Origin of the sequence: Burkholderia sp. PAMC 26561 (assembly GCF_001557535.2) — a bacterium.
Taxonomy (GTDB): domain Bacteria; phylum Pseudomonadota; class Gammaproteobacteria; order Burkholderiales; family Burkholderiaceae; genus Caballeronia.
Window position 1 is genome coordinate 265,846 of record NZ_CP014306.1, and the last position, 25,427, is coordinate 291,272.

Consider the following 25,427-nt stretch of genomic DNA (forward strand, 5'->3'; position numbering starts at 1 on the left):
CGCCGATAAAACCAAACCACGATTTTACCAAGGCCCGAACGGTCTGGCGCGAAGAGGTCTTGAAGGGGACAAAACGGTAGAAGCCGCAGTAGTTCGGATGAACCCCGGGTTTGGACGTTGGACAAGCACGAGCAGCCCACGGACTGTCATGCGCGGCCGGAAATCAGCCGCGCGTGACGTGCTCCGTGGGTGCGTCGACTTCGATATGGCGCATGCCATGGGCGCTCAACAACCTGTACAACGTGACGCGCGATATGCCCAGTTCCTGGGCGGCATCGCCGAGACGTCCGCGATGGCGCAACAATGCGAGTTCGATGGCTTGCCGCTCCGCGGCCTCACGTGCCTGCGCGAGGGACACCGGCGCAACTTCCACGTACTCGCCGAGTTCGAGATCGCGCGCGCTGATCTGCCGCCCTTCGGACATCACGATTGCGCGACGCACGCGATTGATCAGCTCGCGCACATTGCCGGGCCAGCCATAGTTATGGATTGCAGCGATGGCATCAGGCGCAAAACCGCGCAAACGCCGGCTTGCGTCTTTCTTGAAGCGATCGAGCATGTGCTTCGCCAGCAATTCGATGTCCTTGCCGCGCGCTCGCAGCGGCGGTTCATCGATTTGAAGCACGCATAAACGGTGATACAAATCGGCGCGAAAGCGCCCTTCGATCATCGCCGTTTGCATGTCCACGTGCGTGGCCGAGATGATGCGCACGTCGACTGGCGTAGAGCCGTGTCCGCCAAGCCGCTCGACCTTGCGCTCCTGAAGGAAGCGCAGCAGGCTCGCCTGGCTTTCGAGCGGCAGGTCGCCGATTTCATCGAGGAAAAGCGTGCCGCCATTGGCCGCTTCCACCCGGCCGATCTTGCGTTGATTTGCGCCGGTAAACGCGCCGCGCTCGTACCCGAAGAGTTCCGATTGCAACAGATGCGCGGGGATGGCGCCGCAATTGATTGCGACGAACGGCTGTTCACGCCGCGCGGAACGTTCGTGGATGGCGACCGCCGTCAGTTCCTTGCCCGTGCCGGATTCGCCCGAGATGAAAACCGGCGCATCGGTCATCGCGACCTTGCGGATGGAGCGGAACAGGCTGAGCATGGCGTCGCACGAGCCGACCATTTCGCCTTCGGCGCGGCCGTCGCGGGCATCGTTCGATGCGTTTTCGTGCAACGCCACCATGCCATACGCATGGCCGACCGCGTCCACCACGCGATCATTCGATGTCGGCAACGTCACGTAGTCAAAGCAGTAGTCGCGGATCAGCCGTCGCACAGCCGCGTCTTCGAGCTGGCCCGCAACGGTAGCCGCGACCCAGCCGACGTTGGTGAGCGTCAGCGACGCTTCAAGCGCCGCGAGTTCATGTGCTTCGAAATTGCTCGACAAATCCAGCAAGCCGCCGGTTGCCAGGTCGTTGCGAAGCCACCGGCGAGCATCCTTGGCGTTGGAAACCACCTCGATGTGCCAGCCCCTCTCCTCGAACCGGGCGCACAAAGGCGCGCTCGGGTCACGAGTCACATAGATTAATTGCCGCCGAGCGACTTCCATTGTTTTGATCCTTTCGTCAACGGTCGTTGAAAAGGTCGCGCCGGTAAATGCCCACGATCTCGTTGCAGACGTCGAAGACTCGCAAAGCATAAGCGAACGGTCATTCGGAAAACTGCAAACGGTGATACCCCGGAAGCGACGAGTGCTGTCGCGCGGTTCATAAACGAACCTGTTTTGTTTCTGCCGCTGTTTTTGAGAGACTACTATAAAGCGAATACTTCGAAAACAAATATCCGCAACAATGTCCCCGTTCGCGATCCTGAAGCATTGCCAGCATACGAATCAATGAAGCGTTTTGTTTTAATAAGCGGTTTGTAAATACTTTAAATAAGACAATTTCATTTCCGCGCAGCCTGACAAATATGGCGGCTGACTGCACATCGTTTCAGTGGTGAAACATTTTCTTCAGTTTTTGGAATCCTTTGTCGAACGCATTTTCGATGCAGTCCCATTAGACGGGCGAATGCGGCCGATGGCACATGTCTCGCTATTAAGGACAAACCTTGGAGACCGCCATGGAAATTACCAGCAGCGCCGTCAGGTGCGGGAAAAACGCCATTCCGCAACGCTTTGCCGCGGTTGCGACCGCGTGGTTTGTACTGGGGAGTTCAGGCGGCAACGTTTGCGCGCAAGATGATTTTAATAAGAACCGTCTGATTATTCGCGCGTTTGAATCAGGGTTCGTACCTCTGGTGTCCGGATTTGAAACAAGTTTGGCACCGACTAATCCGCCAGCCATTTTTAAAGAACAATTTATAGGAAAGATTGATTGGGGCGAGGGGTCATCAGTAAGTCGCATTATTCAAGAACCGGCAATGGCGCAGATTGATCCGGATCTCATTCATTCTGTACGGACGGCGTCATTTATGGCACAGGACGAAGGCGCGTTGGAAAAGGTGACCGTGACAGACGGGTGGACGCCTGTGCTGCCGCACACGCCAACCAGCGTCACGCTGTGGGACGAGATCGCGCCACCGGTGCCGGCCCGTGTTCCGGTCGATGCAACCCTGCACGCAACGCCCAACGACGTCGCGGACACGGAGGCACCCACACCCCAGTAGTCGAGTCAGGCATCCTTTCCGGCGTGGTGATCATGTCCAAGGCCCGATGAACGGCGCCGTACATGCTCGCCATTCCGGCCGAGACAACGTTTTGCGCTCGCTCAGGAGGTCGTTCGTGCACGATCCTGCTCCCGTCTCCCCTGCCGCATCGGGAAACCGCCTGCGGGCTTCACGGCCGGCAAGAGTGGCGATACCAGCCATCGTGGCCGGTTTGCCCGATCTACCGGATGTGTCCAGCGTTACCGTCCCAGCCGTGCGCCACCTGCTTTACCTCGCGCAGACGCCGAACCAGGCGCTGGTCGGCTACCTGAAAGGCCGCGGCTGGAAAGTGTCGGCCGGTACGCTCGCGGCGAACGCCGGCGTGCTGAAAAGCGGTGCGCCAGTCGCCGGGATTGTGGATTTGACCGGCTTTTCCGCGCGCGAACTCACCGCGCTCGAGCCCGCGCTGCGGCATCAGCAGATCGGCTGGATCGCGCTGGCCGATGCCACCCTCCTCGCCGACCCGATCGTCTGTCACATGATCCGGCACTACTGCTTCGACTTCGTAAAGGGGCCGTTCGCGCCGGCGACCATCGGATATCTGGTCGATCATGCGTACGGCATGGTGAGTCTTGGCGACATCGACCTGATGGACGCGCCCGCTGCCTCAGGCGATGAACAAATGGTCGGCACGTGCGAAGCCATGCAGGAACTCTTTCGCACCATCCGCAAGGTCGCCAACACGAACGCCAACGTGTTCATCTCCGGCGAATCGGGTACGGGCAAGGAGCTGACCGCCGTTGCCATCCACGAACGCTCGCCGCGCCGCAAGGGGCCATTCGTCGCGATCAATTGCGGCGCGATCGGCAATCACCTGATCCAGTCGGAACTCTTTGGCTACGAGCGCGGCGCCTTCACCGGCGCGCATCAGCGCAAGATCGGCCGTGTCGAACAAGCCGATGGCGGCACGCTTTTCCTCGATGAGATCGGCGACCTGCCGCTTGAGAACCAGGTCCATTTGCTGCGCTTCCTGCAGGAAGGAAAGATCGACCGGCTGGGCGGCCACGAGTCGGTTCCCGTAGACGTACGCGTGATTTCCGCGACGCATATCGACCTCGATGCAGCCCTGCGCGACGGCCGCTTCCGTACCGACCTGTTTCACCGGCTATGCGTGTTGCGCGTGGACGAACCGCCGCTGCGTTCACGCGGCAAGGACATCGAGATTCTCGCGCTGCACGTGCTGCACAAGTTCAAGAGCGACGGCAAACGCAAGATTCGCGGCTTCGCGCCATCGGCAATAGAGGCCATGTACAGCTACGCCTGGACCGGCAACGTGCGCGAGATGATCAACCGCGTGCGGCGCGCGATCGTGATGGCCGAAAACAAGCTGATCACCGCCGATGACCTCGGCCTCGGCCACTGCACCGGCATGGAATCCACGACGCTCGCCGCCGCCCGCGACGCCGCCGAAAAACGGGCAATCGAGCTGACGCTGCTGCGGCACCGGCACCGGCTGAACGAGGCGGCGGCCGAACTCGGGATATCGCGGGTGACGCTCTACAGGTTGATGGTGGCGCACGGTTTGCGCGCGCCGGCGGCGGTCAGCGAAAGCGCCGTCGGTTAGAATCCAGGGCTTGATTTATCTCGAAAGCCTGACGGATCGACATCATGACGACGCTCACCCTGATCGTCGCCCGCGCGCGCAATGGCGTGATCGGACGCGACAACCAATTGCCCTGGCGCTTGCCGGAAGATCTGGCGTTCTTCAAACGCACGACCATGGGCGCGCCGATCGTCATGGGCCGCAAGACGCACGAGTCCATCGGACGCGTGCTGCCGGGCCGGCGCAATATTGTGGTGACGCGCGATGCACAGCGTCGTTTCGATGGCTGCGACACGGTCCCGGGCCTGTGCGAGGCGCTGGAAGTCGCGGCGCGCGACGACACGAAGGAAGTGTTCCTGATCGGCGGCGCGGAGCTGTTCCGCAAAGGCTGGGCGCTCGCGAACAAACTCGTGCTCACGGAAATCGATGCGGATTTCGAAGGCGATATCTCGATCGATGCCCCCGATCCGGCCGTCTGGCAGGAGATCTCGCGCGAGACGCATCGCGCGGCCGCGCCGAACGACTTCAACTATTCGTTCGTGATCTACGAACGGCGGCCCGCATAAAACGAAAGAGCCCGGAACGACGATGAAAACCGTTCCGGGCTCTTTCGATGCAATCTGCAGAGCCTTTACTGCCCCGCGATCGTCATCTTCTCGATCAGCACCGAGCCGATTTCCTTGTTCCCGCGCACGACTGTATCCGCGCCGATTGCCTCGATGTGCCTGAACATTTCCTGCAACGTGCTCGCCACCGTGATTTCCTCGACCGGATACTGGATCTTGCCGTTCTCCACCCAGAATCCCGACGCACCGCGCGAATAGTCGCCCGTCACGTAGTTCACGCCCTGCCCCATCAACTCGGTCAGCAACAACCCGGTGCCGAGCTTCTTGAGCATTGCTTCGAAGTCATCGCCGGGTTGGGTCAGCGAACTGCGCAGCGACAGGTTGTGCGAACCGCCGGCGTTGCCTGTCGTCTTCATGCCGAGCTTGCGCGCTGAGTACGTCGACAGGAAATATCCCTGCACCACGCCGTCCTCGACCACATTGCGGCGGTGCGTGCGCACGCCTTCTTCGTCGAACGGTGCGCTGCCCATGCCGCCCTTTACGTGCGGATCTTCGACCACCTGGACGTGCGGCGCGAAAACGGGTTTGCCGAGGCTATCGACCAGGAACGTTGTCTTCCGGTACAACGCCCCGCCGCTCACCGCCTGCACGAACGCGCCCAGGATGCCCGCCGCCAGCGGCGCTTCGAACATCACGCGGCATTTGCGTGTGTCGAGGCTGCGCGCGCCCAGTCGCGCCAGCGCACGATGCGCCGCGTACCGGCCAATCGCTTCCGGGTCGGCCAGATCGGCCGCATTTCTCTTCGAGGTGTACCAATCGTCGCGCTGCATGTCGCGCCCCGATCCCGCGATAGGCGCGCACGCCACGTAATGCCGCGAGAACGGATAACCACCCATGAACCCGCGCGATGTTGCCAGCACGAATTGCGAATGTTGCGCCGAGACGCTCGCGCCTTCCGAATTCTGAATGCGTTTGTCGACGGCGAACGCTGCGTCTTCCGCGCGGCGCGCAAGGTCTGCCGCTTCTTCGGCGTTGATATCCCACGGGTGATAGAGATCGAGGTCCTGCGGCGCCATTTCGAGCAATTCCGCTTCGGCGAGGCCGGCGGCACTGTCTTCGGCCGTGAAGCGCGCGATGTTGTACGCAGCGGCCACCGTGTCCTTCAACGCGGCGCGCGAGAAGTCCGAGGTGCTCGCATTCCCCCGCTTCTTGCCGATGAACACCGTCACACCCACCATCTTGTCGCGATTGTGTTCGATGGTTTCGACTTCGCCACGACGCACGCTGACCGAAAGGCCATCGCCTTCCGAGATTTCCGTAGCGGCATCGGTCCCGCCGAGTTCCTTCGCGTGCCGCAGGATGTCGGACGCAATTTCTTTCAGCTCGTCCTGGGTGTGCGGGAAAAAGCGTTGCCTCACGTCCATGTCTGCTGCCATTTTTGTCTGCCTGTGGATGCTCGAGTTGCAGAAGGGTTCAGAACGGTCGCGCCGGAATTCAGTGGCGCAGCGCTCGCCATGACCGCTTCCGTGTATCGCAAGATCATAGCAAGTCCAGGGGTGTTTGGTTTCGTTCGTCCATGCCGCGAGGCGCCAGCGGGCCCCTGCGAACAAGTACAATATCGCGATGAACCGTAAAACCCGCACGCAACCCATAAATCCGGCCGTTGCCACCGAACAGGATGGCAGCGAGCACGGCTACGACCGCCCGAGCAAATCGCAGCTCAAACGCGACATGCTCGCGCTGCAGGTGCTCGGCGTGGCGCTGATCGAGCTTCCCAAAGATGCGCTCAAACGCATGCCCATGCCGGAAAAGCTCGACGACGCCGTCCGCGACGCCCGCAAGATCACCGATCACGAAGGCAAGCGCCGCCAGGTGCAATACGTCGGCCGCGTGATGCGCTCCCTGACCGACGAGGAAACAGCGGCGCTGCGCACGGCGCTCGACACGTATCGCGGTGTCAATCGCGCTGAAACCGCCAAGCTGCACTGGATCGAACATACGCGCGAAAAACTCCTCGCCGACGACGCCGCCCTTACCGTATTCATCCGCAAGCATCCGGGTGTCGATCCGCAGGAAGGCCGCACGCTGATCCGCAATGCCCGCAAGGAACGCGAGCAGAGCAAGCCGCCGCGCTACTTCCGTGAGTTGTTCCAGTGGATCAAGACCGCTGCGGGCGTGGACGAAGAAGACGACGAAAGCGCAATCGAAGCCGAAGACGGTGACGACGTTGAATTCCCGCAACGAGATGACGACGATGGCTACAAAGCGTAATCATCCGGACGAATTGCTGATCGGGCTGGTCTCGATCAGCGATCGCGCTTCGGACGGCGTGTACGAGGACAAAGGCATTCCGTCGCTGAAGGAATGGCTCGCGAGCGCGCTGAATTCACCCTGGCGCGCCGAAACCCGCCTGATTCATGACGACACGGCCACCATCTCGGCCACACTCCTGGAACTCGTCGATGAAACCGGCTGCGATCTCATCCTGACCACGGGCGGCACAGGCCCGTCGCGCCGCGATGTGACGCCGGAAGCCACGCTTGCGGTCGCCACCAAGCCGATGCCCGGCTTCGGCGAGCAAATGCGCCAGATCAGCCTGAACTTCGTGCCTACCGCCATTCTTTCGCGCCAGGTGGCCGTGATTCGTGAAACGGCGGATCACGCGGCGCTGATCGTGAATTTGCCGGGCCAGCCAAAATCCATCCGCGAAACGCTGGAAGGACTGCGCGACGCTGACGGCAAAACGAAAGTGCCCGGCATCTTCGCGGCGATCCCGTATTGCATCGATCTGATCGGCGGACCTTATATTGAAACGCGGCCGGAAGTGATCGCCTCGTTCCGGCCAAAAAGCGCGCTCAGGCCGTCAAAGACCTGAACGCTGCCACGTTCCTTCAGCGTTGCTTCATCTTTCAAGCGGCCGCGCCTGCTGCGCCGGTCGCCGACGGGATCAGGAAATGCTCGCGGTAGTACTTGAGTTCGTCGATGGACTCGTGAATGTCGGCAAGCGCCGTGTGCATGGCGCGCTTCTGGAAACCCTTATAGATGGCCGGTTGCCAGCGGCGGCACAATTCCTTGAGCGTGCTGACATCGAGGTTGCGGTAATGGAAGAACGTTTCGAGTTCCGGCATCCACCGCGCCATGAAACGCCGGTCCTGACAGATGGAGTTGCCGCACATGGGCGACTTGCCCGGCGGCACATATTGACCGAGGAATTCGCGGATTTGCCGCGTGGCTTCGGCCTCATCCACCGTCGAAGCCCGCACCCGTTCAGTCAGCCCCGAGCGGCCATGCGTGTTGCGGTTCCACTCGTCCATCTTGCCAAGCGCCGTTTCGTCCTGATGGATGGCGAGGACCGGCCCTTCAACGAGTTTATCGAGCGTCGAATTCGTCACGACCACCGCAATTTCGATGATCCGGTCGTTATCGGGTTCGAGACCCGTCATTTCCATGTCGAGCCAGACAAGGTTCATGTCGCTGCGAACGAGGTCTGACGGGCTAGCGGAAGTAGAGGAATCGAGCACGGAATCGGCCATAGGAGGGCAACCTGAATGGGTTTGACGCCTGGAACGGCGCGCAGGTGATTTGCAGGACCCGGCCGTTCGGCTGACGCGCAACAAGCCATGCGCGCGGTGACGGCCAAGAACCTATAATTCTCGCATAATTTAATCGGGTTTCCGCTGATGTCCAATTTCAATCTCGCGTTCTCGGTCGTGTTTGTCGTGGCGCTGGTCGGCATGGTAGGCACGAAGCTGTGGCTCGCTTCGCGCCAGATCCGGCACGTCGCGGCGCATCGCAAGCATGTGCCGTCGCAGTTTCTTCAAACCATTCCGCTCGCCGCCCACCAGCGCGCGGCCGACTACACCGTCGAGCGCACGCGCCTGACCATGGTCGAGGTCGTGGTGAGCGCCGCTTTGCTGATTGCGCTGACGCTGCTCGGCGGCATCCAGCAGATCGATCTTGCCGTAACCGACTGGCTCGGCCGTGGGTACGTCGGGCAGATGGCGCTGGTCGCTATCGTGGTGGCGATCACGAGCGTGGTCGACCTGCCGTTCGATTACATCCGCCATTTTGTGATCGAAGAGAAATTCGGTTTCAACCGGATGACGAAGAAGCTCTTTTTCCTCGATCTGATCAAGGGCGTGGTGCTGGGCGCGGCTGTCGGCTTGCCGGTGCTGTTCGTGACCTTGTGGCTGATGAACCAGGCTGGCGCGTTGTGGTGGCTCTGGGCGTGGGTGCTGCTCGTTGCGTTCCAGATGCTCGTGCTGATCCTGTATCCCACGTTCATCGCGCCGCTTTTCAACAAGTTCGAGCCGCTGAAAGATGAAGCGTTGCGCGCGCGGATTGAAAACCTGATGTCGCGTACGGGCTTCGCCGCGAAGGGCTTGTTCGTGATGGACGGAAGCCGCCGTTCGGCGCACGGCAACGCGTACTTCACGGGTTTCGGTGCGGCGAAACGGATCGTTTTCTTCGATACCCTCCTCGCCCGGCTTTCCGGCAGCGAGATAGAAGCGGTCCTCGCGCACGAACTCGGGCACTTCAAGCGCCGCCACGTGATCAAGCGCCTGGTCGTCACGTTCGCGCTCAGCCTCGTGATGCTTGCGCTGCTCGGATGGCTTGCGCAATGCGTATGGTTTTATGAAGGGCTGGGCGTGCGGCCATCGCTGATTGGCAACAACAACGGCCTGGCGCTCGTGCTGTTCATGCTGGCGCTGCCTGTCTTCATGTTCTTCGTGACGCCGCTCGGCAGTCTCAGCTCACGCAAGCACGAATTCGAAGCCGATGCCTTCGCCGCGAGCCAGACCGACCCGCGCGACCTCGTCAACGCGCTCGTGAAGCTGTACGAGGACAACGCGTCCACGCTCACGCCGGACCCTATCTACACCGCGTTTTACGCATCGCATCCGCCAGCATCGCAGCGCATCGAGCGCCTGATGCAATTCGCCGCATGAGGCCGCGCGACGCGAAGAAACCGGCGAACGCGCGCATTGAAGGAAGGGTCATTGCCGCTCACGGGCGGCATTACCTCGTAGCTCCCGCTGACGGCAGCGCCATGCTGCAATGTTTCCCGCGCGGCAAACGCAGCGAGATCGCGGTGGGCGACGTGGTGCAGTACGAACAGTCATCGGCGGATCAGGGTGTGATTGTCGAGATTGGCGAGCGAAGAAACCTGCTCTACCGGTCCGACCAGTTCAAATCAAAGCTCTTTGCGGCCAACCTCGATCAATTGATGATCGTGCTGGGTACCGAACCGCACTTCAGCGAGGACTTGCTCGGGCGCGCGTTGATTGCGGCGGAGGCGCACGGCCTCGAGCCGCTGATCGTGCTGAACAAGATCGATATGGAAGGGCCGCTCGCGGTTGCGCGCAGGCGCCTGGCGCTGTATCGGGAGCTTGGGTACACGGTCGTGGAGTTATCGGCGAAAGCGGCTCCCCAGCACGTCCACGATGAACTCGATGCCCGCCTCGCCGACCGGTCGACGCTGCTGCTCGGACAGTCGGGCATGGGCAAGTCGACGCTCGTGAACATTTTGATTCCGAATGCCGAGGTGGCGACGCGGGAAATATCGAAGGCGTTGAACAGCGGCCGGCACACGACCACGTTCACCCGGTTGTACCCGTTGCCGGGCGGCGGGTCCTTGATCGATTCGCCGGGCTTCCAGGAATTCGGATTGCATCATCTCTCAGAGGGACAACTGGAGCGAGCGTTCGCGGACTTCCGGCCGTTCCTGGGCAAGTGTCGCTTCTACAACTGCCGGCATCTGCACGAACCGGGTTGCGCGATTCTGGAAGCAATGGCGGAAGGCAAGATTCGCCCGGCGCGGCATCAGTTGTATGCGCAGTTGGTGCACGAGGCCAGCCAAATTGTCCGATAACCCCATCGCATGAAAAAATTGACGCGGGCTCCGAACCTGATCACGGCGCATCACTGGATGAATGTGCTGTCGACGGCGGGCATTGCGTGCGAGTTGCACAACCGTTATTTGAGTGGTGCGATGGGTGAGATTCCGGCGGAGCAATGTGCGCCGGAGATCTGGATACCGGATGACCGCGACGAAGCGTTGGCGACCGAAATATTGAACCGTGCGAGAAACGGCCCGGCATCGAACGCAAAGGCGTGGCGATGCCAGCAATGCGGTGAGATGCTGGAAGCACAATTCACGGTGTGCTGGCAATGCGGAACGGCGAGAGACCCGTTGCACGACGAATAAAAACAGGAACGTGGGGCCAGCGAGACCAAGCAGGCGGTACGACCTGGCAGGCGGTACGGCCTGATAAGCGAAGCGTGTGAAGTAAAATTGAAAGGCGAGAAGGTTCTTTTCAACGGCGGTGGATAATTGTGGGCGGTGGCAGATGCGTGCCACCAGCGAGGCTGTGCGCTGCGGGTAATTTAGTGGTTGTGGTGTGAAGGCGTTTTCTTTGCTTCGTTTCTTTTTCGCCGTTTGGAAAAAGAAATGAAGTGCCGCCCCGCACAGGGGCAACGCTAATAGACCGAAGCGATCAAGTTCCCAGACAGCGAAGAACACCAAAAGCACAGCGCGAGCAAACCCCTCAGGCCAGCCAAACCGCAATGCTCAGCATGAGCAACAACAACATCCACAAGATCACAGCGCGCCAAACAAGCCCAACTGCAGACTGAAGCGTCCGTGGCGTGCAATCATCGCCCACTGGCAGCGGACTGGCATCACCAACAGCCAACGCCTCCACGCTGAGTGGTTCGGCCAGAGGCCCGGCCAGCCGCGCTCCCAGCGCCCCGCTCCCGGCGGCGAGCAAAACACCCTCATTGGCATCGGGCCACTGCTTGGCGTGATTGCGCCACGCATAAATGGCGTCCTCGAAATTCCCCACAATAGCGAACCCCAAAGCCGTCAACCGCGCAGGCACCCAATCGATAAAGAAAAACGCCCGCTGCGCAAACGTAGAAAACGCCGGCGTGCGTTCATCCGTCGGCCGGACCCACGACCTCGCCAGATATTCAGCGATCCGATAAAACACCGCACCCGCCGGCCCGATAGGAATCAGAAACCAGAAGAACACGCCGAACACGTGCCGGTGCGACGCCACTACGGCATGAACCAGCGTATGCCGGACGATCTCGCTCACGGGCATATCGAGTGTATCGATACCGGTCCACTCGTTGAGAATTTCGCGGGCGCGCGGAACATCGTCGTTGTTCAACGCGAGATGGATATCGGTGAAATAGTGGCTGAACTGCCGGAACCCGAGCGTGAAATACACGATCACCACGTTCCAGAGGAACGCGAGCGCGAAGTTGATGTGATAAAGGACGTAATAGACCAGCCCGACGGCCAACGTCCACGGCACTACGACAATCAGCCACGCGAGCACGCCATGCCGCGGCTTGCCGGCATCGAAGCCATGAGCCGCGGATTCCGCATGGTACTGAAGCAACGCCGATATGGGATTCTGCGGCGAAAGCGCGCGCAACTGCTCAATGATAAGAGCCAGCAATACAGAGAAAAAAGTCATGCGATGCGCCGGGACATTCGAGTTTTACGAATTTCGTGTAAAGATATCACAGCGCCGATGCAGCCAGAGGGACACATCGGCTGAAGCGCTATTCGGGTGCCGACACATTACGCGTCACGCGGCGAGGAAGCGATAGAAATTACGTAACATACCCGCCGTTGCACCCCAGATGAAATACGGAGCCGCATTCTCGGCGGGTGTGAACGGCATCGCAAAAAAACGACGTTCGCCGCCTTCCCATCGAAACACGCGGACTTGATGATTGGCTGGGTTCATGAGGAACGCGAGCGGGACTTCGAAGATATCGGCGACTTCGAGTGTATCGGCGTGAAGTTCGATCGGCGGATGGACCAATGCGACGACCGGCGTGACGCGGAATCCGGTACCGGTCAGATAGTCGGGCAGCTCGCCCAGCACTTCCACATGCACGGCCTCGAGCCCCACTTCCTCTTGCGCTTCGCGAAGCGCGGTCGCGGCGGCATCGGCGTCTTCGGGTTCCTGGCGTCCGCCCGGGAAGCTGATTTGCCCGGCATGGTTCGTCAGGTGATCGGCACGCTGCGTGAGCAGCACGGTCAGGCCGCCTTCGCGCACGACAAGCGCAATGAGCACCGACGCCACCCTCGGATCGCCCCCGAGCGCCTTGACCTTGTCATCGCGTGCGTCCGGCGTCCAGTCGAGCGTCTGTGAAAACCTCGCACGCATGCCGTCGGGCGTCAGCACGTCTTCACGCACGCGAGGCAAGTCCGAGCTGGTCGATTCGATCGGCAGGATTTCGGGCTCGAGAATGCGGGGAGTCGACGGCTTGGGGGCGGACACGTGGGACTTGGCTTCTTGATTGGTTTTGATTTCAGGCGCCGTGAACGATGACGCAAGACATGATTTGACCACACCAAAGAAAAAAGCACCCGCGAGGGTGCTTTTTCCGGTGCAGCGGTCAGCGCAACACTTACGCCTTGGCAGCAGAACGGTCTTTCGACACGAGCTTTTCCTTGATCCGAGCCGACTTGCCCGAACGTTCGCGCAGGTAGTACAGCTTTGCACGACGCACATCACCGCGACGCTTCACGACGATGCTAGCGAGCAGCGGCGAGTAGGTCTGGAACGTACGCTCGACGCCTTCGCCCGACGATATCTTGCGGACGATGAAATTCGAGTTCAAACCACGGTTGCGCTTCGAGATCACGACGCCTTCGTAAGCCTGGACACGCTTGCGCGTACCTTCAACCACGTTGACGCTGACGATCACCGTATCGCCGGGGGCGAATTCGGGAATCGACTTCTCGCCGAGTGCGCGCGCGATTTCTTCTTTTTCGAGTTGCTCAATCAGATTCATTACTGACTCCTGGAGCCATCTTGCCGGAGTTGTTTGCCATGTTGGTGGCCCCGGTAGAGGATGGGTTCACATCTGGCGCCGGCTTGATTCAAGCATGGCGCCGCCCTTTGTCCCGCTTCGAACCTGGCTGAAAGCCTACTGCGCCTTCGACCCTTCCTTGGCGAGACTTGCAAGCCATGCCTCGTCGGCACGGCTCAACATCTTATTCCTGCGCGCCTTGTCGATCAGATCAGGCCGCTTTTCCTGCGTATTCTTCAGCGATTCACGCCGGCGCCATGCTTCGATTTCCTTGTGATGGCCGCCAAGCAGCACATCCGGAACCCGCACACCGCCGTATTCTTCCGGGCGCGTGTAGTGCGGACAATCGAGCAGCACATCGACAAAACTGTCCTGCACCGCCGACTGCGAGTCGTTCAGCACGCCGGGCAACTGACGCACGACGGCGTCCATGAGCGCCATGGCCGGCAGTTCACCGCCGGACAAAACGAAGTCGCCAAGACTGATTTCTTCGTCCACCACACGATCGATCAAACGCTGGTCGATCGCTTCATAACGGCCGCACAGCACGATCATCCCGGGCTCCTGAGCGATTTGCATCACACGCTCATGGTCCAGCGTCTTGCCTTGCGGCGACATCATCACCACACGCGTGCCGCTGATACCCTGCTCTGCCTGCGCCGCTTTCGCAGCCGATATTGCGTCTTCCAGGGGGCGCGCCAGCATCACCATGCCCGGGCCGCCGCCATAAGGACGATCGTCGATGGTCCGGTAATTGTCCGTGGTGAAATCGCGAGGATTCCACGTGCGCAGACCGAACCGTTCCTGCTTCACTGCCCGGCTGGTAATGCCCCAGTCGGTCAGCGCGCGAAACATCTCGGGAAAGAGCGTCACGACGTCAAACTGCATCGCCCTCTCCTTGTGATCGGTGATTCCGATAAATCAATAGTCGACATCCCAATCGACGACAATCTTTCGCGCCGCCTGGTCCACTGTCTTGACAAACACGCCTACGAACGGGATGAGCCGCTCGCCGGTAATGGGCGAGCCGTCCTTGCCCGTAGTCGGAAATTCCACGCGCATGATGGAATGCGCGCCATTGTCGATCATGCCCGCAACCTGGCCGAGGGCCACGTTCGCTTCATTCACGACATCCAGGCCGATCAGATCGACCCAGTAGAATTCGTCTTCGCCAGAGAGCTTCGGGAAGTCGCTGCGCAACACATGGATAGTGTGGCCGCGCAACGCATACGCTGTATCGCGATCGTCGCAGCCGGCAAAATGCGCGACAACCGTGTCGCTATGCACTTTCGACTGCAGGCAACGAACCGACTTGCGCTCATTCCCCTTGACTAGCCACCAGCGCTTTGCAGCAAGCATTGCGTCGCCGCCGTGCCCTGCATGCGCGTGCGGCGCAATCTTGACCCAGCCCTTGAGGCCGTAAGCATCAACGATGGCGCCGACTTCGATTGCGTCGTCGGGCAATGCTTCGACGGCCTCGATTGAACCCGAGTCGTCCAAAGCGTCGATAGCCACGCGACGCGCTGCCGGCTTGCGGACAAATGCGCCAAACGTGGCATCGTTCTGCTCAGGCTTCTCGCCACGTGCGGCTTTCAAACCTGAGTCTGAAGCAGAATCACGCGTCGACATAAGCCAGTCTCCCGCAAACATCGGCAGCAAAAATCGGCCGGATCACTTGGACCCGAGCGATTGACTGCAGCAACCGCACTTAAGCAGCCGGCTGAGCTTGTTGCGATTGCTTGACCAGACGGGCAACCGTCGGCGACAGTTGCGCGCCGTTGTCTTGCCAGTACGTCAGGCGGTCCTGAGCGATGCGCAGCGCTTCGCCTTTAGTCGCGACGGGGTTGTAAAAACCCACGCGTTCGATGAAGCGGCCATCACGGCGGCTACGCGAATCGGTTGCAACGATGTTGTAAAACGGGCGCTTCTTGGAGCCGCCACGAGCCAAGCGGATGATAACCATGCTGAAATCCTTGAAAACCGGGGTTCGGAACTACCAAAACACGCGATTATAGCGGCAAAACGATGCCTTAACAAACACTTGCATCGATTAATCGAGATGAGAAGGGCTGCTTTGCGTGGTCTTTGACGTACAGCCAATAGTCGCAAAGCACCGTGCGCCGGGCTTTTCGGGAGTTCCACGCAGGCTTTAGGAAGACAGATAACGGTTTCGAGCAGGAAGCGTTTTTCGGCGCGTGGTCGCGAATCGGCGAGCGCCTGCTTGGACCCGCGGCTGCGGCGTAGAATGCCGCTTCAGAGCGAACGTTTCGTGTCTCGTGTCTCCCCGCCCTTACCTGCCTTCAACGCCTCTCTTTCAGCTTCCCGATGAACAACCCGTCGTCCACTGTAACGCATCCTTCCAATCCGGCGCCAAACGGACGCTTCCGTTCGAAAACGCTGACCGCCGCGCTTGCCTTCTTTCTTGGCAGCATTGGCGCACATCGCTTTTATTTGTACGGTTTGCGCGACAAATTCGGCTGGGCGCATATTGTCGGCCTTCTGCTCGGCCTCGTGGGTTACATGCTGCTCGCCGCGACCGAACGCGCGTCGGTACTCGGCTGGGTGCTCGTCGTGCCCGGCGCGGTTTCGCTGCTGTCAGCGTTTCTGTCGGCGATTGTCTATGGCTTGCGGCCGGATGAAAAATGGGACGCCCAGTTCAATTCGCAGACCGGACAACACAGCGACTCAGGTTGGACCGTGATCTTCGTCGTGATCTTCTCCCTGCTATTTGGCGCGTTCATATTGATGGCCGGTCTCGCGCTTACCTTCCAGACGTACTTTGAAGGCCAGGTTCAGGCGGCGAAAGAGCTGTCGCAGTAATTTGCCTAACGGGGTCGTGAAGGGTTCGCGAATCCGGTCCCAGCTAGAACAGCTTCATCTGCGGACTTTCCACGACGCGCTGCTTCGGCGCGCTCTCGCCGCGCCGGAACGCCGACATGTCCAGAATGCCGCGATGCCGCTGGTTCAGCCCAAGCCGTCGCGCGGCATGGTCAAAACGCTGCTTGAGCATGTCGGCCCATAGTCCTTCGCCTTTCATACGCTTCGCGAAATCCGAATCGTAGTCCTTGCCGCCGCGCATATCGCGCACACGGCCCATCACGCGCTCTGCCCGATCGGGGAAATGCGCCGCCAGCCAATCCTTGAACAACGGCGCGACCTCCCACGGCAGCCTCAAGACAATATAGCTCGCGCTCCTTGCACCGGCTTCGGCGCAGGCTTCCAGCACGCGTTCCATATCGGGTTCGGTGACGAAGGGAATCATGGGCGCGACGCTGACGCCGACCGGGATGCCCGCTTCGGCAAGTGTGCGGATGGTCCGCAACCGTCTGGCCGGCGTTGCCGCGCGAGGTTCGAGCGTGCGGGCAATGTCGGCGTCGAGTGTGGTGATGGTCACCGCCACCATCACCTGCCCTTTCTGCGCCATGGGAGCCAGCAGGTCGATATCCCGCTCGACCAGCGAAGACTTCGTGATCGCCGCGAACGGATGCCCCCGCTCGCTGAGGATTTCAATGACGCGCCTCGTGATCCGCAAGTTCCGCTCGACGGGCTGATACGCGTCCGTATTGACGCCGAGCGCTATGGGCTCGGGTTGGTAGGACGGCTTGTCCAGTTCGTGCTCGAGCAACTCCCCGGCGTTGATCTTCGCGTAAATGCGGCTTTCGAAATCGAGTCCCGGCGACAATCCCAGATAACTGTGCGTCGGCCGGGCGAAGCAATAGATACATCCATGCTCACACCCACGATAAGGATTCAGCGATACCCCAAACGGGATATCAGGCGACGAGTTGCGTGTGAGGATGCTCTTCGCACGCTCCTCGAACACTTGAGTGCGCAGCGCCGGTGCGCCTTCTGCCTCGCCGTCCTGATCCGTATGCGTCCAGCCGTCGTCGACCCGCTCGCGCTCGTCCTTCTCGTAGCGTCCCTGAAGGTTCGTGACCGCGCCTCGGCCTTTGAGCGGCGCGGGCGGAGCAACGGGATATTCAGAGTCATGCAGAACCATGATCGAAGCTTGGAAAAGAGCAAAACACTGTATGAATATACAGTAAATCTGGTCTTTCGCAAGCGGCCTCAGGTGGAGGGATCAGTCCGCTACGGCAATGGCAAGACTCTCCTTGATCTCCTCCATGACTACATAGCTTTTGGATTGCACGGCCCCGGGAAGCTGCAGCAGGATATCGCCAAGCAGTTTCCGGTAATCGGCCATTTCGCCAATACGCGCCTTGATCAGGTAGTCGAAATCGCCGGAAACGAGGTGGCATTCCAGAACCTCGGGAATGCGCTGCACCTCGCGTCGAAACTGCTCGAACATGTTGCCGCTTTTGTGATCGAGCGTGATTTCAACGAACACGAGCAGCGACGCCCCCAACTGATGCGGGTTCACACGGGCGTAATAGCCGGAAATGACGTCGTCCCGCTCCATGCGTTTTACGCGCTCGATACACGGCGTTACCGACAGCCCGACCTGCTCCGCGAGTTCCTTCATCGCGATGCGGCCATCCTGTTGAAGGATCCGCAGAATCCGCCGATCGATCTTATCCAGCTCCCGCACCAAATTTCGTTGAGTTCTCATTCGATTCAACCAAAAAGTAAGCAAATACAATAACAAAAACTACTGCTCTCTCAATACTATAGTCGATACCACTATGTAACCCGCTACTCAAACGGCTTCATGAAAAACGAAGCAATGACCGGCGGAATGTCACTTTGCACGGAGCAAGACATGCAAGTCGTAATCTTGGGAAGCGGTGTTGTCGGAGTGACGAGCGCCTACTATCTGGCCCGTGCGGGGCACGACGTGACGGTCATCGACCGTGAAGCCGGGCCGGCGCTCGAAACGAGTTTTGCAAACGCAGGGCAGATCTCGCCAGGCTATGCATCGCCATGGGCGGCTCCCGGCGTGCCGCTCAAAGCGGTGAAGTGGATGTTCGAGAAACACGCGCCGCTCGCCATTCGTCTGGACGGGACATCGTTTCAGTTGAAGTGGATGTGGCAGATGCTGCAGAACTGCACGCAGGACCGCTATTCGGTCAACAAGGGCCGCATGGTTCGCCTGGCTGAGTACAGCCGCGATTGTCTGCAGGCGCTGCGTGCGGACACGGGCATTCAATATGAAGGCCGGACCGGCGGCACGCTGCAACTGTTCCGCACGCAGCAGCAACTGGACGGCGCGGCGAAGGACATCGCCGTGTTGCGCGACGCGAACGTGCCCTTCGAACTGCTCATGCCTGCCGACCTGCATAAGGCGGAGCCGGCGCTCGCGGCGGTATCGCAGAAACTGACGGGCGGTTTGCGCCTGCCGAACGACGAAACCGGCGACTGTCAGAAATTTACCACGCGTCTTGCCGCCATGGCCGAACAGCTCGGCGTGAAATTTCGCTACAACACGCCTATAGATGCCCTCGCAATCAGCGGCGGCCGTATCGCCGGCGTGCAGTGCGGCGGCGAGATGATCCGCGGCGATTCTTACGTGGTCGCGCTCGGTTCATACTCCACCAAGCTGCTCGGCGACCTCGTCAAGATTCCGGTTTATCCGCTGAAGGGCTATTCACTGACGGCGCCTGTCGTCAATGAAAGCGCCGCGCCGGTTTCCACCGTGCTCGACGAAACCTACAAGATCGCGATCACCCGTTTCGATGACCGGATCCGTGTTGGCGGCATGGCGGAAATTGTCGGCTTCGATCAATCCCTTCGCCAGGCGCGCCGCGAAACGCTCGAAATGTGCGTGAACGACTTGTTCCCCGGCGGCGGCGATACGGCGAAGGCATCGTTCTGGACCGGCTTGCGCCCCATGACCCCGGACGGCACGCCGATCGTTGGCCGTACGCCGATCGCGAATCTGTACTTGAACACGGGACACGGCACGCTCGGCTGGACCATGTCGTGCGGCTCCGGCCAATTGCTGGCGGACCTGATGTCGGGCAAGCAGCCGGCGATCCAGTCGGACGATTTGTCGGTGCATCGTTATTTGGGCGAAGCGCGTGCGAGCGGCAGGCCTGCGTACGCAAGGGCATGACCTGAAAACAAAGTATAGAAACGTAAAAGGCCGTCCCCGCGAAGGGACGGCCTTTTCATTTGCGTTGCGCCGAACGAAGCAAATCAGAACTGTTCTTCGCGCATCGCGAGATACCCTTCCTGCCCGTTGGCGCTGACGATCGATGCTTCGATGCCCGGCGCCTGCAATAAAACATGCTCGGCAAAGAACTGCGCCGTGGCGATCTTTGCGCCATGGAACGCTTCGTCCTCTGCGCGCTTGTCCGAGGCCACCAACAGCGCCCGCGCCATCTGCCAGCCACCGAGCACGATTCCCGCGAGCTTCAGATAAGGCACACTGCCCGCAAACACCGCGTTCGGATCGCTTTTCACCTTTGCGACCATGAACTCGACCACGTGCGCCAATGCGAGACTTCCCGCGCTCAAATGCCGGTGCATGGACTTGAACGCCTGGCCCTCACGATCGGCCAACAGCGCGATGGTCTGGTCCATCTGCGCAAGAATCGCCAATGCGGTCGCGCCGCCGTCGCGCACGGTCTTGCGGCCAATCAGATCGTTCGCCTGGATCGCGGTCGTCCCTTCGTAGATGGTGAGAATGCGTGCATCGCGATAATGCTGGGCCGCCCCCGTTTCCTCGATGAAACCCATGCCGCCATGAACCTGCACGCCGAGGCTCGTGACATCGATGGAAAGCTCCGTACTCCAGCCCTTCACGACCGGCACGAGAAATTCGTAGATGGCCTGATGCTGTGCGCGAGCGGCTTCGTCCGGATGGTGATGCGCCAAGTCGCAATGCGCCGCCGCCACGTAGGCGAGCGCGCGCGATGCTTCGGTCAGCGAACGCATGGTCAGGAGCATGCGGCGTACATCCGGATGATGAATGATCGATACCGGCTGCTTCGCCGAGCCATCGACCGGGCGGCTCTGCACGCGATCTTTCGCAAACGCGACGGCCTGCTGGTAAGCCCGCTCGGACACCGCCACGCCCTGCAGCCCGACCGCAAAGCGCGCGGCGTTCATCATGATGAACATGTACTCGAGCCCGCGATTTTCCTCGCCGATCAACTCGCCGACCGCGCCGCCATGGTCGCCGAATTGCAGCACGGCGGTCGGGCTCGCCTTGATCCCGAGCTTGTGTTCAATCGAAACGCAATGCACGTCGTTGCGCTCGCCGAGCTGGCCGGTTTTATCGGTGAGAAACTTGGGAACGATGAACAGCGATATGCCCTTCACGCCATCGGGCGCACCGGGCGTGCGCGCCAGCACGAGATGGGCGATGTTCTTCGCCATGTCGTGCTCGCCGTAGGTGATGAAGATCTTCGTGCCGAAGAGCTTGAACGTGCCATCGCCTTGCGGCTCGGCGCGCGTGCGCACGAGCGCGAGATCGGAACCGGCTTGCGGCTCGGTGAGGTTCATCGTGCCGGTCCATTCGCCAGAGATCAGCTTAGGCACGTAGAGCTGCTTTTGCTCCTCGGTACCGGCCGTGAGCAATGCTTCTATAGCGCCATCGGTCAGCAGCGGACACAACGCAAACGACAGATTCGCCGCATTCAACATTTCGATACACGGCGTCGCGATGAGTTTCGGCAAACCCTGCCCGTCGTATTCGACCGGATGCAGCACGCCTTGCCAGCCGCCTTCGCCGAATTGCCTGAACGCTTCTTTGAAGCCCGGCGTGGTGATGACTGCGCCGTCTTTCCATGCGCTCGGATGCCTGTCGCCCTCAACGTTCAGCGGCGCCACCACTTCGCCGTTGAACCGCGCAGCTTCTTCGAGCACGGCGCGGGCGGTGTCGAGGCTTGCGTCCTCGAAACCCGGCAACGCCGAGATGCCTTCAATGTCCGCGAGTTCCTTCATCACGAACAACATGTCCTTGACGGGCGCGTGATAGCTCATGCTTGTCTCCCCCACTAGATATGAAAAGGGGCGCACATGCGTCGCCCCTTTTTTAGTCCTTCCTGACCAGCCGATCAGCCCAGCTCTTTCACCAGATCCGGCACCACCGTGAACAGATCGCCCACGAGCCCGTAGTCCGCGACACCGAAGATTGGTGCTTCAGCATCCTTGTTGATCGCGACGATGACCTTCGAGTCCTTCATCCCGGCCAGATGCTGAATCGCGCCCGAAATACCGACGGCGACATACAGATTTGGCGCCACGATCTTGCCCGTTTGCCCGACCTGATAATCGTTCGGCACGAACCCGGCGTCGACCGCTGCACGCGATGCACCCAGCGCCGCGCCCAGTTTGTCGGCGAGCGGTTCAAGCACTTTGGTGTAGTTCTCGCCGTTGCCGAGACCCCGTCCACCCGACACGATGATCTGCGCCGACGTCAGTTCAGGCCGGTCCAGCTTCGTCACTTCGCGGCTCACGAACTTCGAGATGCCGGCGTCAGCAGCGGCTTCGATCTTCTCGACCGATGCACTGCCGCCTTCTGCTGCAACCGGATCGAAACCCGTGGAACGCACGGTGATGACCTTGATGGCATCGCTCGATTGAACAGTTGCGATGGCATTGCCCGCGTAGATCGGACGCTCGAATGTATCGGCGCTGTCGACCGCCGTGATGTCGCTGATCTGCGCGACGTCCAGATGCGCTGCGATACGCGGCGCGACGTTCTTGCCGTACGCGGTTGCCGGAGCCAGGATATGCGAATAGTTCTTCGCGATCTGCAACACCGTCCCGTCGATATTTTCGGCGAGTCCGTCGGCAAGCTGGGGTGCATCGGCCAGCAGCACCTTCGATACACCCGCGATCTTCGCGGCGGCATCGGCTGCTGCCTGCGCGTTCGCACCCGCGACCAGCACGTGAACGTCGCCGCCAATCTTCGATGCAGCCGCGATGGTGTTCAGCGTTGCCGGCTTGATGGATGCGTTGTCGTGTTCTGCAATTACAAGAATGGTCACTTTCTCAACTCCCTCACAGAACCTTGGCTTCGGTCTTCAGCTTCTCGACCAGCGTCTTCACGTCCGGCACCTTCACACCCGCGGAGCGCTGCGGCGGTTCGGCGACTTTGAGCGTCTTCAGACGCGGCGTGACATCCACGCCCAGGTCTGCCGGCTTGATGGTTTCCATCGGCTTTTTCTTGGCCTTCATGATGTTCGGCAGCGTGACGTAACGCGGCTCGTTCAGGCGCAAGTCCGTGGTGATCACGGCAGGCAAGGTCAGCGACAGCGTTTCCGACCCCCCGTCGATTTCGCGCGAAACCGAAACGCGGCCGTCGGCCACCGTTACCTTCGATGCAAACGTCGCCTGCGGCAAACCAGCCAGCGCGGCGAGCATCTGACCGGTCTGGTTCGAGTCGTCGTCGATGGCTTGCTTGCCGAGAATGATCAGTTGCGGCTGTTCCTTGTCGACCAATGCCTTGAGGATCTTCGCGACCGCCAGCGGCTGCAATTCCTCAGTCGATTCGACCAGGATCGCACGATCCGCACCGATGGCCATGGCCGTGCGCAGCGTTTCCTGGCACTGCGTCACGCCGCACGACACGGCGATCACCTCGGTCGCCAAGCCCGCTTCACGCAGGCGCACGGCCTCTTCGACGGCGATTTCATCGAACGGGTTCATCGACATCTTCACGTTTGCGATATCGACTGCACTGCCATCCGGCTTTACCCGGACTTTCACGTTGTAGTCGACCACGCGTTTGACTGGTACCAAGATTTTCATGCACACGCTCCTGAGTTACGAATACGTCACCAATCCCATTATAACGAGTGACTCCGGTCATCGAACGCTAACGGCGGATCGGTGACAACCGGCCGCTGGAGAATTCCTCAAGCTTAAGACAATCGCCAAAGCTTATTCGTTACAGAACGATCGTACTATTTTACGCATATCTTGCCTGCCAGGACAATCGGGGATTTGCTCTAGACGCTTTGCACGCGGCACAGACGCTATCATCGGCGGCATCCCGAGCCACCGAAATCGCCATGCCGAAAGTCGAGCGCAGCACGTATTCCACCAGCAGCATTGCCACGCGCGATGGCATCGACCTCTATCTTCATCGATGGGAGGCCGCTCCTTCGTTTCCCAAACCGCTTGCAAGGATCGCGCTGGTTCACGGACTGGCCGAGCACGCGCGGCGCTATGAGGCGCTGGCGTTGCGGTTGAACGCGGCGGGTATCGAGCTGATCGCGATGGATCTGCGCGGTCACGGCAAGTCGCCGGGCGAGCGCGTGTGGGTGAATACCTTCGACGAGTATCTGCTCGATACCGACGCCCTGCTCGCCGCCGCTAAAACGACCGTGCCTCTGGACGTTCCGTTGCTGCTCATGGGTCACAGCATGGGCGGTGCAATCGCCGCGCTGTATGCAGCCGAGCGGTTGCCGGAAAGCGGGCGCAGGCTTGCGGGCCTGATTCTCTCGAGCGCGGCACTGAAGATGCCGGCCAGTGCACCCCGCTGGAAACTGGCGATGGGAGGCACGATCAGCCGCTTCATGCCGCATTTTCCAGCAATGACTATCGATCCCGCCACGTTGTCCCGTGCGAACGGCGTAGTCGAAGCAAACCGGCGCGATCCGCTGGTTCATCACCAGGCGATTCCGGCGCGGACCGTGGCGGAGATCGGCACGGCGATGGCGCGCATTGAAGCCGGACGGGCATCGATCACGTTGCCGTTGTTCGTTTTCCACGGCACGCGGGACGCGCTGACGAACCCCGACGGCAGCCGCGAATTCGAAGCCCATGCCGGTTCGACAGACAAGACGCTGTTGATGCTGGAAGGCAGTTATCACGAGACGCTAAACGACCTCGACCGTGACCGTGTGATCAAGGCGTTGATCGACTGGACGCTCGTGCGCGCGGATCTTCAGCGCATGCGCATGTAACGCGGTTCAGATCTCGGCGAGCGCGCGCACATGCGCGACCACGCTGCGCCCGAGCGCCGAGAGGTTGTAGCCGCCCTCGAGCGAACTCACGATACGCCCCTTCGCATGCCGTTTCGCCACGGCGCAAATCTGCTCGGTGAGCCACGTATAGTCGTCCTCGACGAGACCCATGTTGCCGAGATCGTCCTCGCGGTGGGCATCGAAGCCTGCCGAGACGAAGATCATCTCCGGCTTGAACTCATCGAGTTTCGGCAGCCACATCATGTCGACGGCTTCACGTACCGCCATGCCTTTCGTACGCGCGGGCATCGGCAGGTTGACCATGTTGGACGCGTGATTGTCGGCGCCGCTATATGGGTAGAACGGGTGCTGGAAAAAGCTGCACATGAGCACGCGCGGGTCGCCGCAAAACGCGGCTTCGGTGCCGTTGCCGTGATGCACATCGAAGTCAATGATCGCAACGCGTTGCAGACCGTGCACCTCGAGCGCGTGACGCGCCGCGATGGCGATGTTGTTGAAAAAGCAGAAGCCCATGGCGCGAGCCGGTTCCGCGTGATGTCCGGGCGGACGCACGCTGCAGAACGCGTTGTCGTACGTGCCCGCAATCACCGCGTCGGTTGCCGCGATCGCCGCGCCCGCCGCACGCAACGCCGCCTGGTAGCTGCCCGGCGACATCAGCGTATCGGGATCGATTTCCGCGCGTCCTTCCAATGGCGCGGTCTTTCTCACAAAGTCGATATGCGCCCGCGTATGAACCCGCGCCAGATCGTCTTCACTGGCAAGCGGCGCTTCTTCGCGCTCGATCAATGCATCGATACGGCTGCCGATCAACTGGTCTTCAATCGCCTGGAGGCGCGCCGGACACTCGGGATGCCACGGCCCCATGTCGTGAAGAAGGCAATCTGGGTGGGTATAGAAGCCGGTAGCCATAATGTTTGCCGCGCGGGGCCTGGCCGCTCGCACGTGTCTCGAATCGTTCAGGTGTTTTTGTCGTACGCGATGCGGGTATCAATCGGTTGA

26 protein-coding genes are annotated in these 25,427 nt (G+C 60.6%); 11 read left to right on the plus strand and 15 right to left on the minus strand.

Annotation, left to right across the window (positions count from 1 at the left end):
- Positions 1-163: 163 nt before the first annotated feature.
- Positions 164-1,540, minus strand: a complete 1,377-nt coding sequence (locus AXG89_RS01325; RefSeq protein WP_061999993.1) for a sigma-54 dependent transcriptional regulator — start codon at positions 1,538-1,540, stop codon at positions 164-166.
- Positions 1,541-2,055: 515 nt separating this feature from the next.
- Here AXG89_RS01325 and AXG89_RS01330 point away from each other — a divergent pair.
- The 3 genes from AXG89_RS01330 to AXG89_RS01340 all read left to right on the plus strand — a co-directional run bounded on the left by AXG89_RS01330 (position 2,056) and on the right by AXG89_RS01340 (position 4,749).
- On the plus strand, positions 2,056-2,601 hold the full coding sequence (locus tag AXG89_RS01330) for a hypothetical protein (protein ID WP_062167305.1): 546 nt from the start codon (positions 2,056-2,058) through the stop codon (positions 2,599-2,601).
- A 115-nt stretch (positions 2,602-2,716) separates the two neighbouring features.
- Positions 2,717-4,204: a sigma-54 dependent transcriptional regulator gene (locus AXG89_RS01335; RefSeq protein ID WP_144022163.1), complete on the plus strand. Its 1,488-nt coding sequence runs from the start codon at positions 2,717-2,719 to the stop codon at positions 4,202-4,204.
- Between the two features lie 44 nt (positions 4,205-4,248).
- Positions 4,249-4,749 carry a dihydrofolate reductase gene (locus AXG89_RS01340; RefSeq protein ID WP_062167307.1) on the plus strand — a complete coding sequence of 167 codons (501 nt, stop codon included), beginning with the start codon at positions 4,249-4,251 and terminating at the stop codon, positions 4,747-4,749.
- A gap of 65 nt (positions 4,750-4,814) precedes the next feature.
- Here the strand turns inward: AXG89_RS01340 and pmbA are convergent, their stop codons facing one another.
- Entirely contained in the window at positions 4,815-6,185 is a 1,371-nt protein-coding gene (gene pmbA / locus AXG89_RS01345; RefSeq protein ID WP_061999997.1) for a metalloprotease PmbA, read from the minus strand.
- Between the two features lie 187 nt (positions 6,186-6,372).
- Between pmbA and yjgA the strand changes: the two genes are divergently transcribed.
- The gene (yjgA, locus tag AXG89_RS01350) at positions 6,373-7,020 is read left to right on the plus strand and encodes a ribosome biogenesis factor YjgA (RefSeq protein WP_062170189.1); all 648 of its coding nucleotides are present in this window, start codon (positions 6,373-6,375) and stop codon (positions 7,018-7,020) included.
- Complete coding sequence (mog, locus tag AXG89_RS01355; protein ID WP_174364088.1) at positions 7,004-7,624, plus strand: molybdopterin adenylyltransferase; 621 nt, start codon at positions 7,004-7,006, stop codon at positions 7,622-7,624. Before yjgA ends, mog begins: the two co-directional genes overlap by 17 nt.
- Positions 7,625-7,658: 34 nt before the next feature.
- Here the strand turns inward: mog and orn are convergent, their stop codons facing one another.
- Positions 7,659-8,282, minus strand: coding sequence for an oligoribonuclease (gene orn, locus AXG89_RS01360; RefSeq protein WP_062000000.1), 624 nt, complete (start codon positions 8,280-8,282; stop codon positions 7,659-7,661).
- 147 nt (positions 8,283-8,429) lie between these two features.
- Between orn and AXG89_RS01365 the strand changes: the two genes are divergently transcribed.
- From AXG89_RS01365 to AXG89_RS01375, 3 genes are read left to right on the plus strand one after another with little or no spacing between them, the layout of a single operon-like run.
- Entirely contained in the window at positions 8,430-9,698 is a 1,269-nt protein-coding gene (locus AXG89_RS01365; protein ID WP_062167309.1) for a M48 family metallopeptidase, read from the plus strand.
- The gene (gene rsgA / locus AXG89_RS01370) at positions 9,695-10,621 is read left to right on the plus strand and encodes a ribosome small subunit-dependent GTPase A (protein ID WP_062167311.1); all 927 of its coding nucleotides are present in this window, start codon (positions 9,695-9,697) and stop codon (positions 10,619-10,621) included. Before AXG89_RS01365 ends, rsgA begins: the two co-directional genes overlap by 4 nt.
- A gap of 9 nt (positions 10,622-10,630) precedes the next feature.
- A complete protein-coding gene (locus AXG89_RS01375; RefSeq protein WP_062000003.1) occupies positions 10,631-10,957 on the plus strand; it encodes a putative signal transducing protein in 327 nt (108 codons plus the stop codon).
- A 340-nt stretch (positions 10,958-11,297) separates the two neighbouring features.
- Here AXG89_RS01375 and AXG89_RS01380 read toward each other — a convergent pair whose 3' ends face one another.
- From AXG89_RS01380 to rpsP, 6 genes are all read right to left on the minus strand, one after another.
- Positions 11,298-12,236, minus strand: coding sequence for a CobD/CbiB family protein (locus AXG89_RS01380; RefSeq protein WP_062000004.1), 939 nt, complete (start codon positions 12,234-12,236; stop codon positions 11,298-11,300).
- Positions 12,237-12,350: 114 nt separating this feature from the next.
- The gene (locus tag AXG89_RS01385) at positions 12,351-13,052 is read right to left on the minus strand and encodes a CoA pyrophosphatase (RefSeq protein WP_236873356.1); all 702 of its coding nucleotides are present in this window, start codon (positions 13,050-13,052) and stop codon (positions 12,351-12,353) included.
- Positions 13,053-13,182: 130 nt separating this feature from the next.
- Complete coding sequence (gene rplS, locus AXG89_RS01390) at positions 13,183-13,569, minus strand: 50S ribosomal protein L19 (protein ID WP_062000005.1); 387 nt, start codon at positions 13,567-13,569, stop codon at positions 13,183-13,185.
- A gap of 135 nt (positions 13,570-13,704) precedes the next feature.
- The gene (gene trmD / locus AXG89_RS01395) at positions 13,705-14,475 is read right to left on the minus strand and encodes a tRNA (guanosine(37)-N1)-methyltransferase TrmD (protein WP_062000006.1); all 771 of its coding nucleotides are present in this window, start codon (positions 14,473-14,475) and stop codon (positions 13,705-13,707) included.
- A gap of 33 nt (positions 14,476-14,508) precedes the next feature.
- Complete coding sequence (gene rimM / locus AXG89_RS01400) at positions 14,509-15,216, minus strand: ribosome maturation factor RimM (RefSeq protein WP_062167313.1); 708 nt, start codon at positions 15,214-15,216, stop codon at positions 14,509-14,511.
- Positions 15,217-15,295: 79 nt separating this feature from the next.
- Positions 15,296-15,550 (minus strand): 30S ribosomal protein S16, encoded by a 255-nt coding sequence (gene rpsP, locus AXG89_RS01405; RefSeq protein ID WP_047844837.1) that lies wholly within the window; start codon positions 15,548-15,550, stop codon positions 15,296-15,298.
- A gap of 362 nt (positions 15,551-15,912) precedes the next feature.
- Here rpsP and AXG89_RS01410 point away from each other — a divergent pair, with 362 nt between their 5' ends.
- Entirely contained in the window at positions 15,913-16,407 is a 495-nt protein-coding gene (locus tag AXG89_RS01410; protein ID WP_062000008.1) for an NINE protein, read from the plus strand.
- A 43-nt stretch (positions 16,408-16,450) separates the two neighbouring features.
- Here the strand turns inward: AXG89_RS01410 and AXG89_RS01415 are convergent, their stop codons facing one another.
- Together AXG89_RS01415 and AXG89_RS01420 are read right to left on the minus strand one after the other, a co-directional pair.
- Entirely contained in the window at positions 16,451-17,587 is a 1,137-nt protein-coding gene (locus tag AXG89_RS01415) for a PA0069 family radical SAM protein (RefSeq protein ID WP_062167315.1), read from the minus strand.
- An 81-nt stretch (positions 17,588-17,668) separates the two neighbouring features.
- Positions 17,669-18,157 (minus strand): Lrp/AsnC ligand binding domain-containing protein, encoded by a 489-nt coding sequence (locus AXG89_RS01420; protein WP_062167317.1) that lies wholly within the window; start codon positions 18,155-18,157, stop codon positions 17,669-17,671.
- A 150-nt stretch (positions 18,158-18,307) separates the two neighbouring features.
- On the opposite strand from AXG89_RS01420, the gene AXG89_RS01425 reads away from it, so the two are divergent.
- Entirely contained in the window at positions 18,308-19,600 is a 1,293-nt protein-coding gene (locus AXG89_RS01425; RefSeq protein WP_062167319.1) for a D-amino acid dehydrogenase, read from the plus strand.
- Between the two features lie 83 nt (positions 19,601-19,683).
- On the opposite strand, the gene AXG89_RS01430 is transcribed toward AXG89_RS01425, so the two are convergent.
- From AXG89_RS01430 to AXG89_RS01440, 3 genes are all read right to left on the minus strand, one after another.
- Positions 19,684-21,474, minus strand: a complete 1,791-nt coding sequence (locus AXG89_RS01430) for an acyl-CoA dehydrogenase (protein WP_062167321.1) — start codon at positions 21,472-21,474, stop codon at positions 19,684-19,686.
- Positions 21,475-21,548: 74 nt separating this feature from the next.
- Positions 21,549-22,484 (minus strand): electron transfer flavoprotein subunit alpha/FixB family protein, encoded by a 936-nt coding sequence (locus tag AXG89_RS01435; RefSeq protein ID WP_062000012.1) that lies wholly within the window; start codon positions 22,482-22,484, stop codon positions 21,549-21,551.
- Between the two features lie 13 nt (positions 22,485-22,497).
- Positions 22,498-23,247 (minus strand): electron transfer flavoprotein subunit beta/FixA family protein, encoded by a 750-nt coding sequence (locus tag AXG89_RS01440; RefSeq protein WP_062167323.1) that lies wholly within the window; start codon positions 23,245-23,247, stop codon positions 22,498-22,500.
- Positions 23,248-23,510: 263 nt separating this feature from the next.
- Here AXG89_RS01440 and AXG89_RS01445 point away from each other — a divergent pair, with 263 nt between their 5' ends.
- A complete protein-coding gene (locus tag AXG89_RS01445) occupies positions 23,511-24,407 on the plus strand; it encodes an alpha/beta hydrolase (protein WP_062167325.1) in 897 nt (298 codons plus the stop codon).
- 6 nt (positions 24,408-24,413) lie between these two features.
- Here the strand turns inward: AXG89_RS01445 and AXG89_RS01450 are convergent, their stop codons facing one another.
- Positions 24,414-25,337, minus strand: coding sequence for a histone deacetylase family protein (locus AXG89_RS01450; protein WP_062167327.1), 924 nt, complete (start codon positions 25,335-25,337; stop codon positions 24,414-24,416).
- Positions 25,338-25,427: the final 90 nt, after the last annotated feature.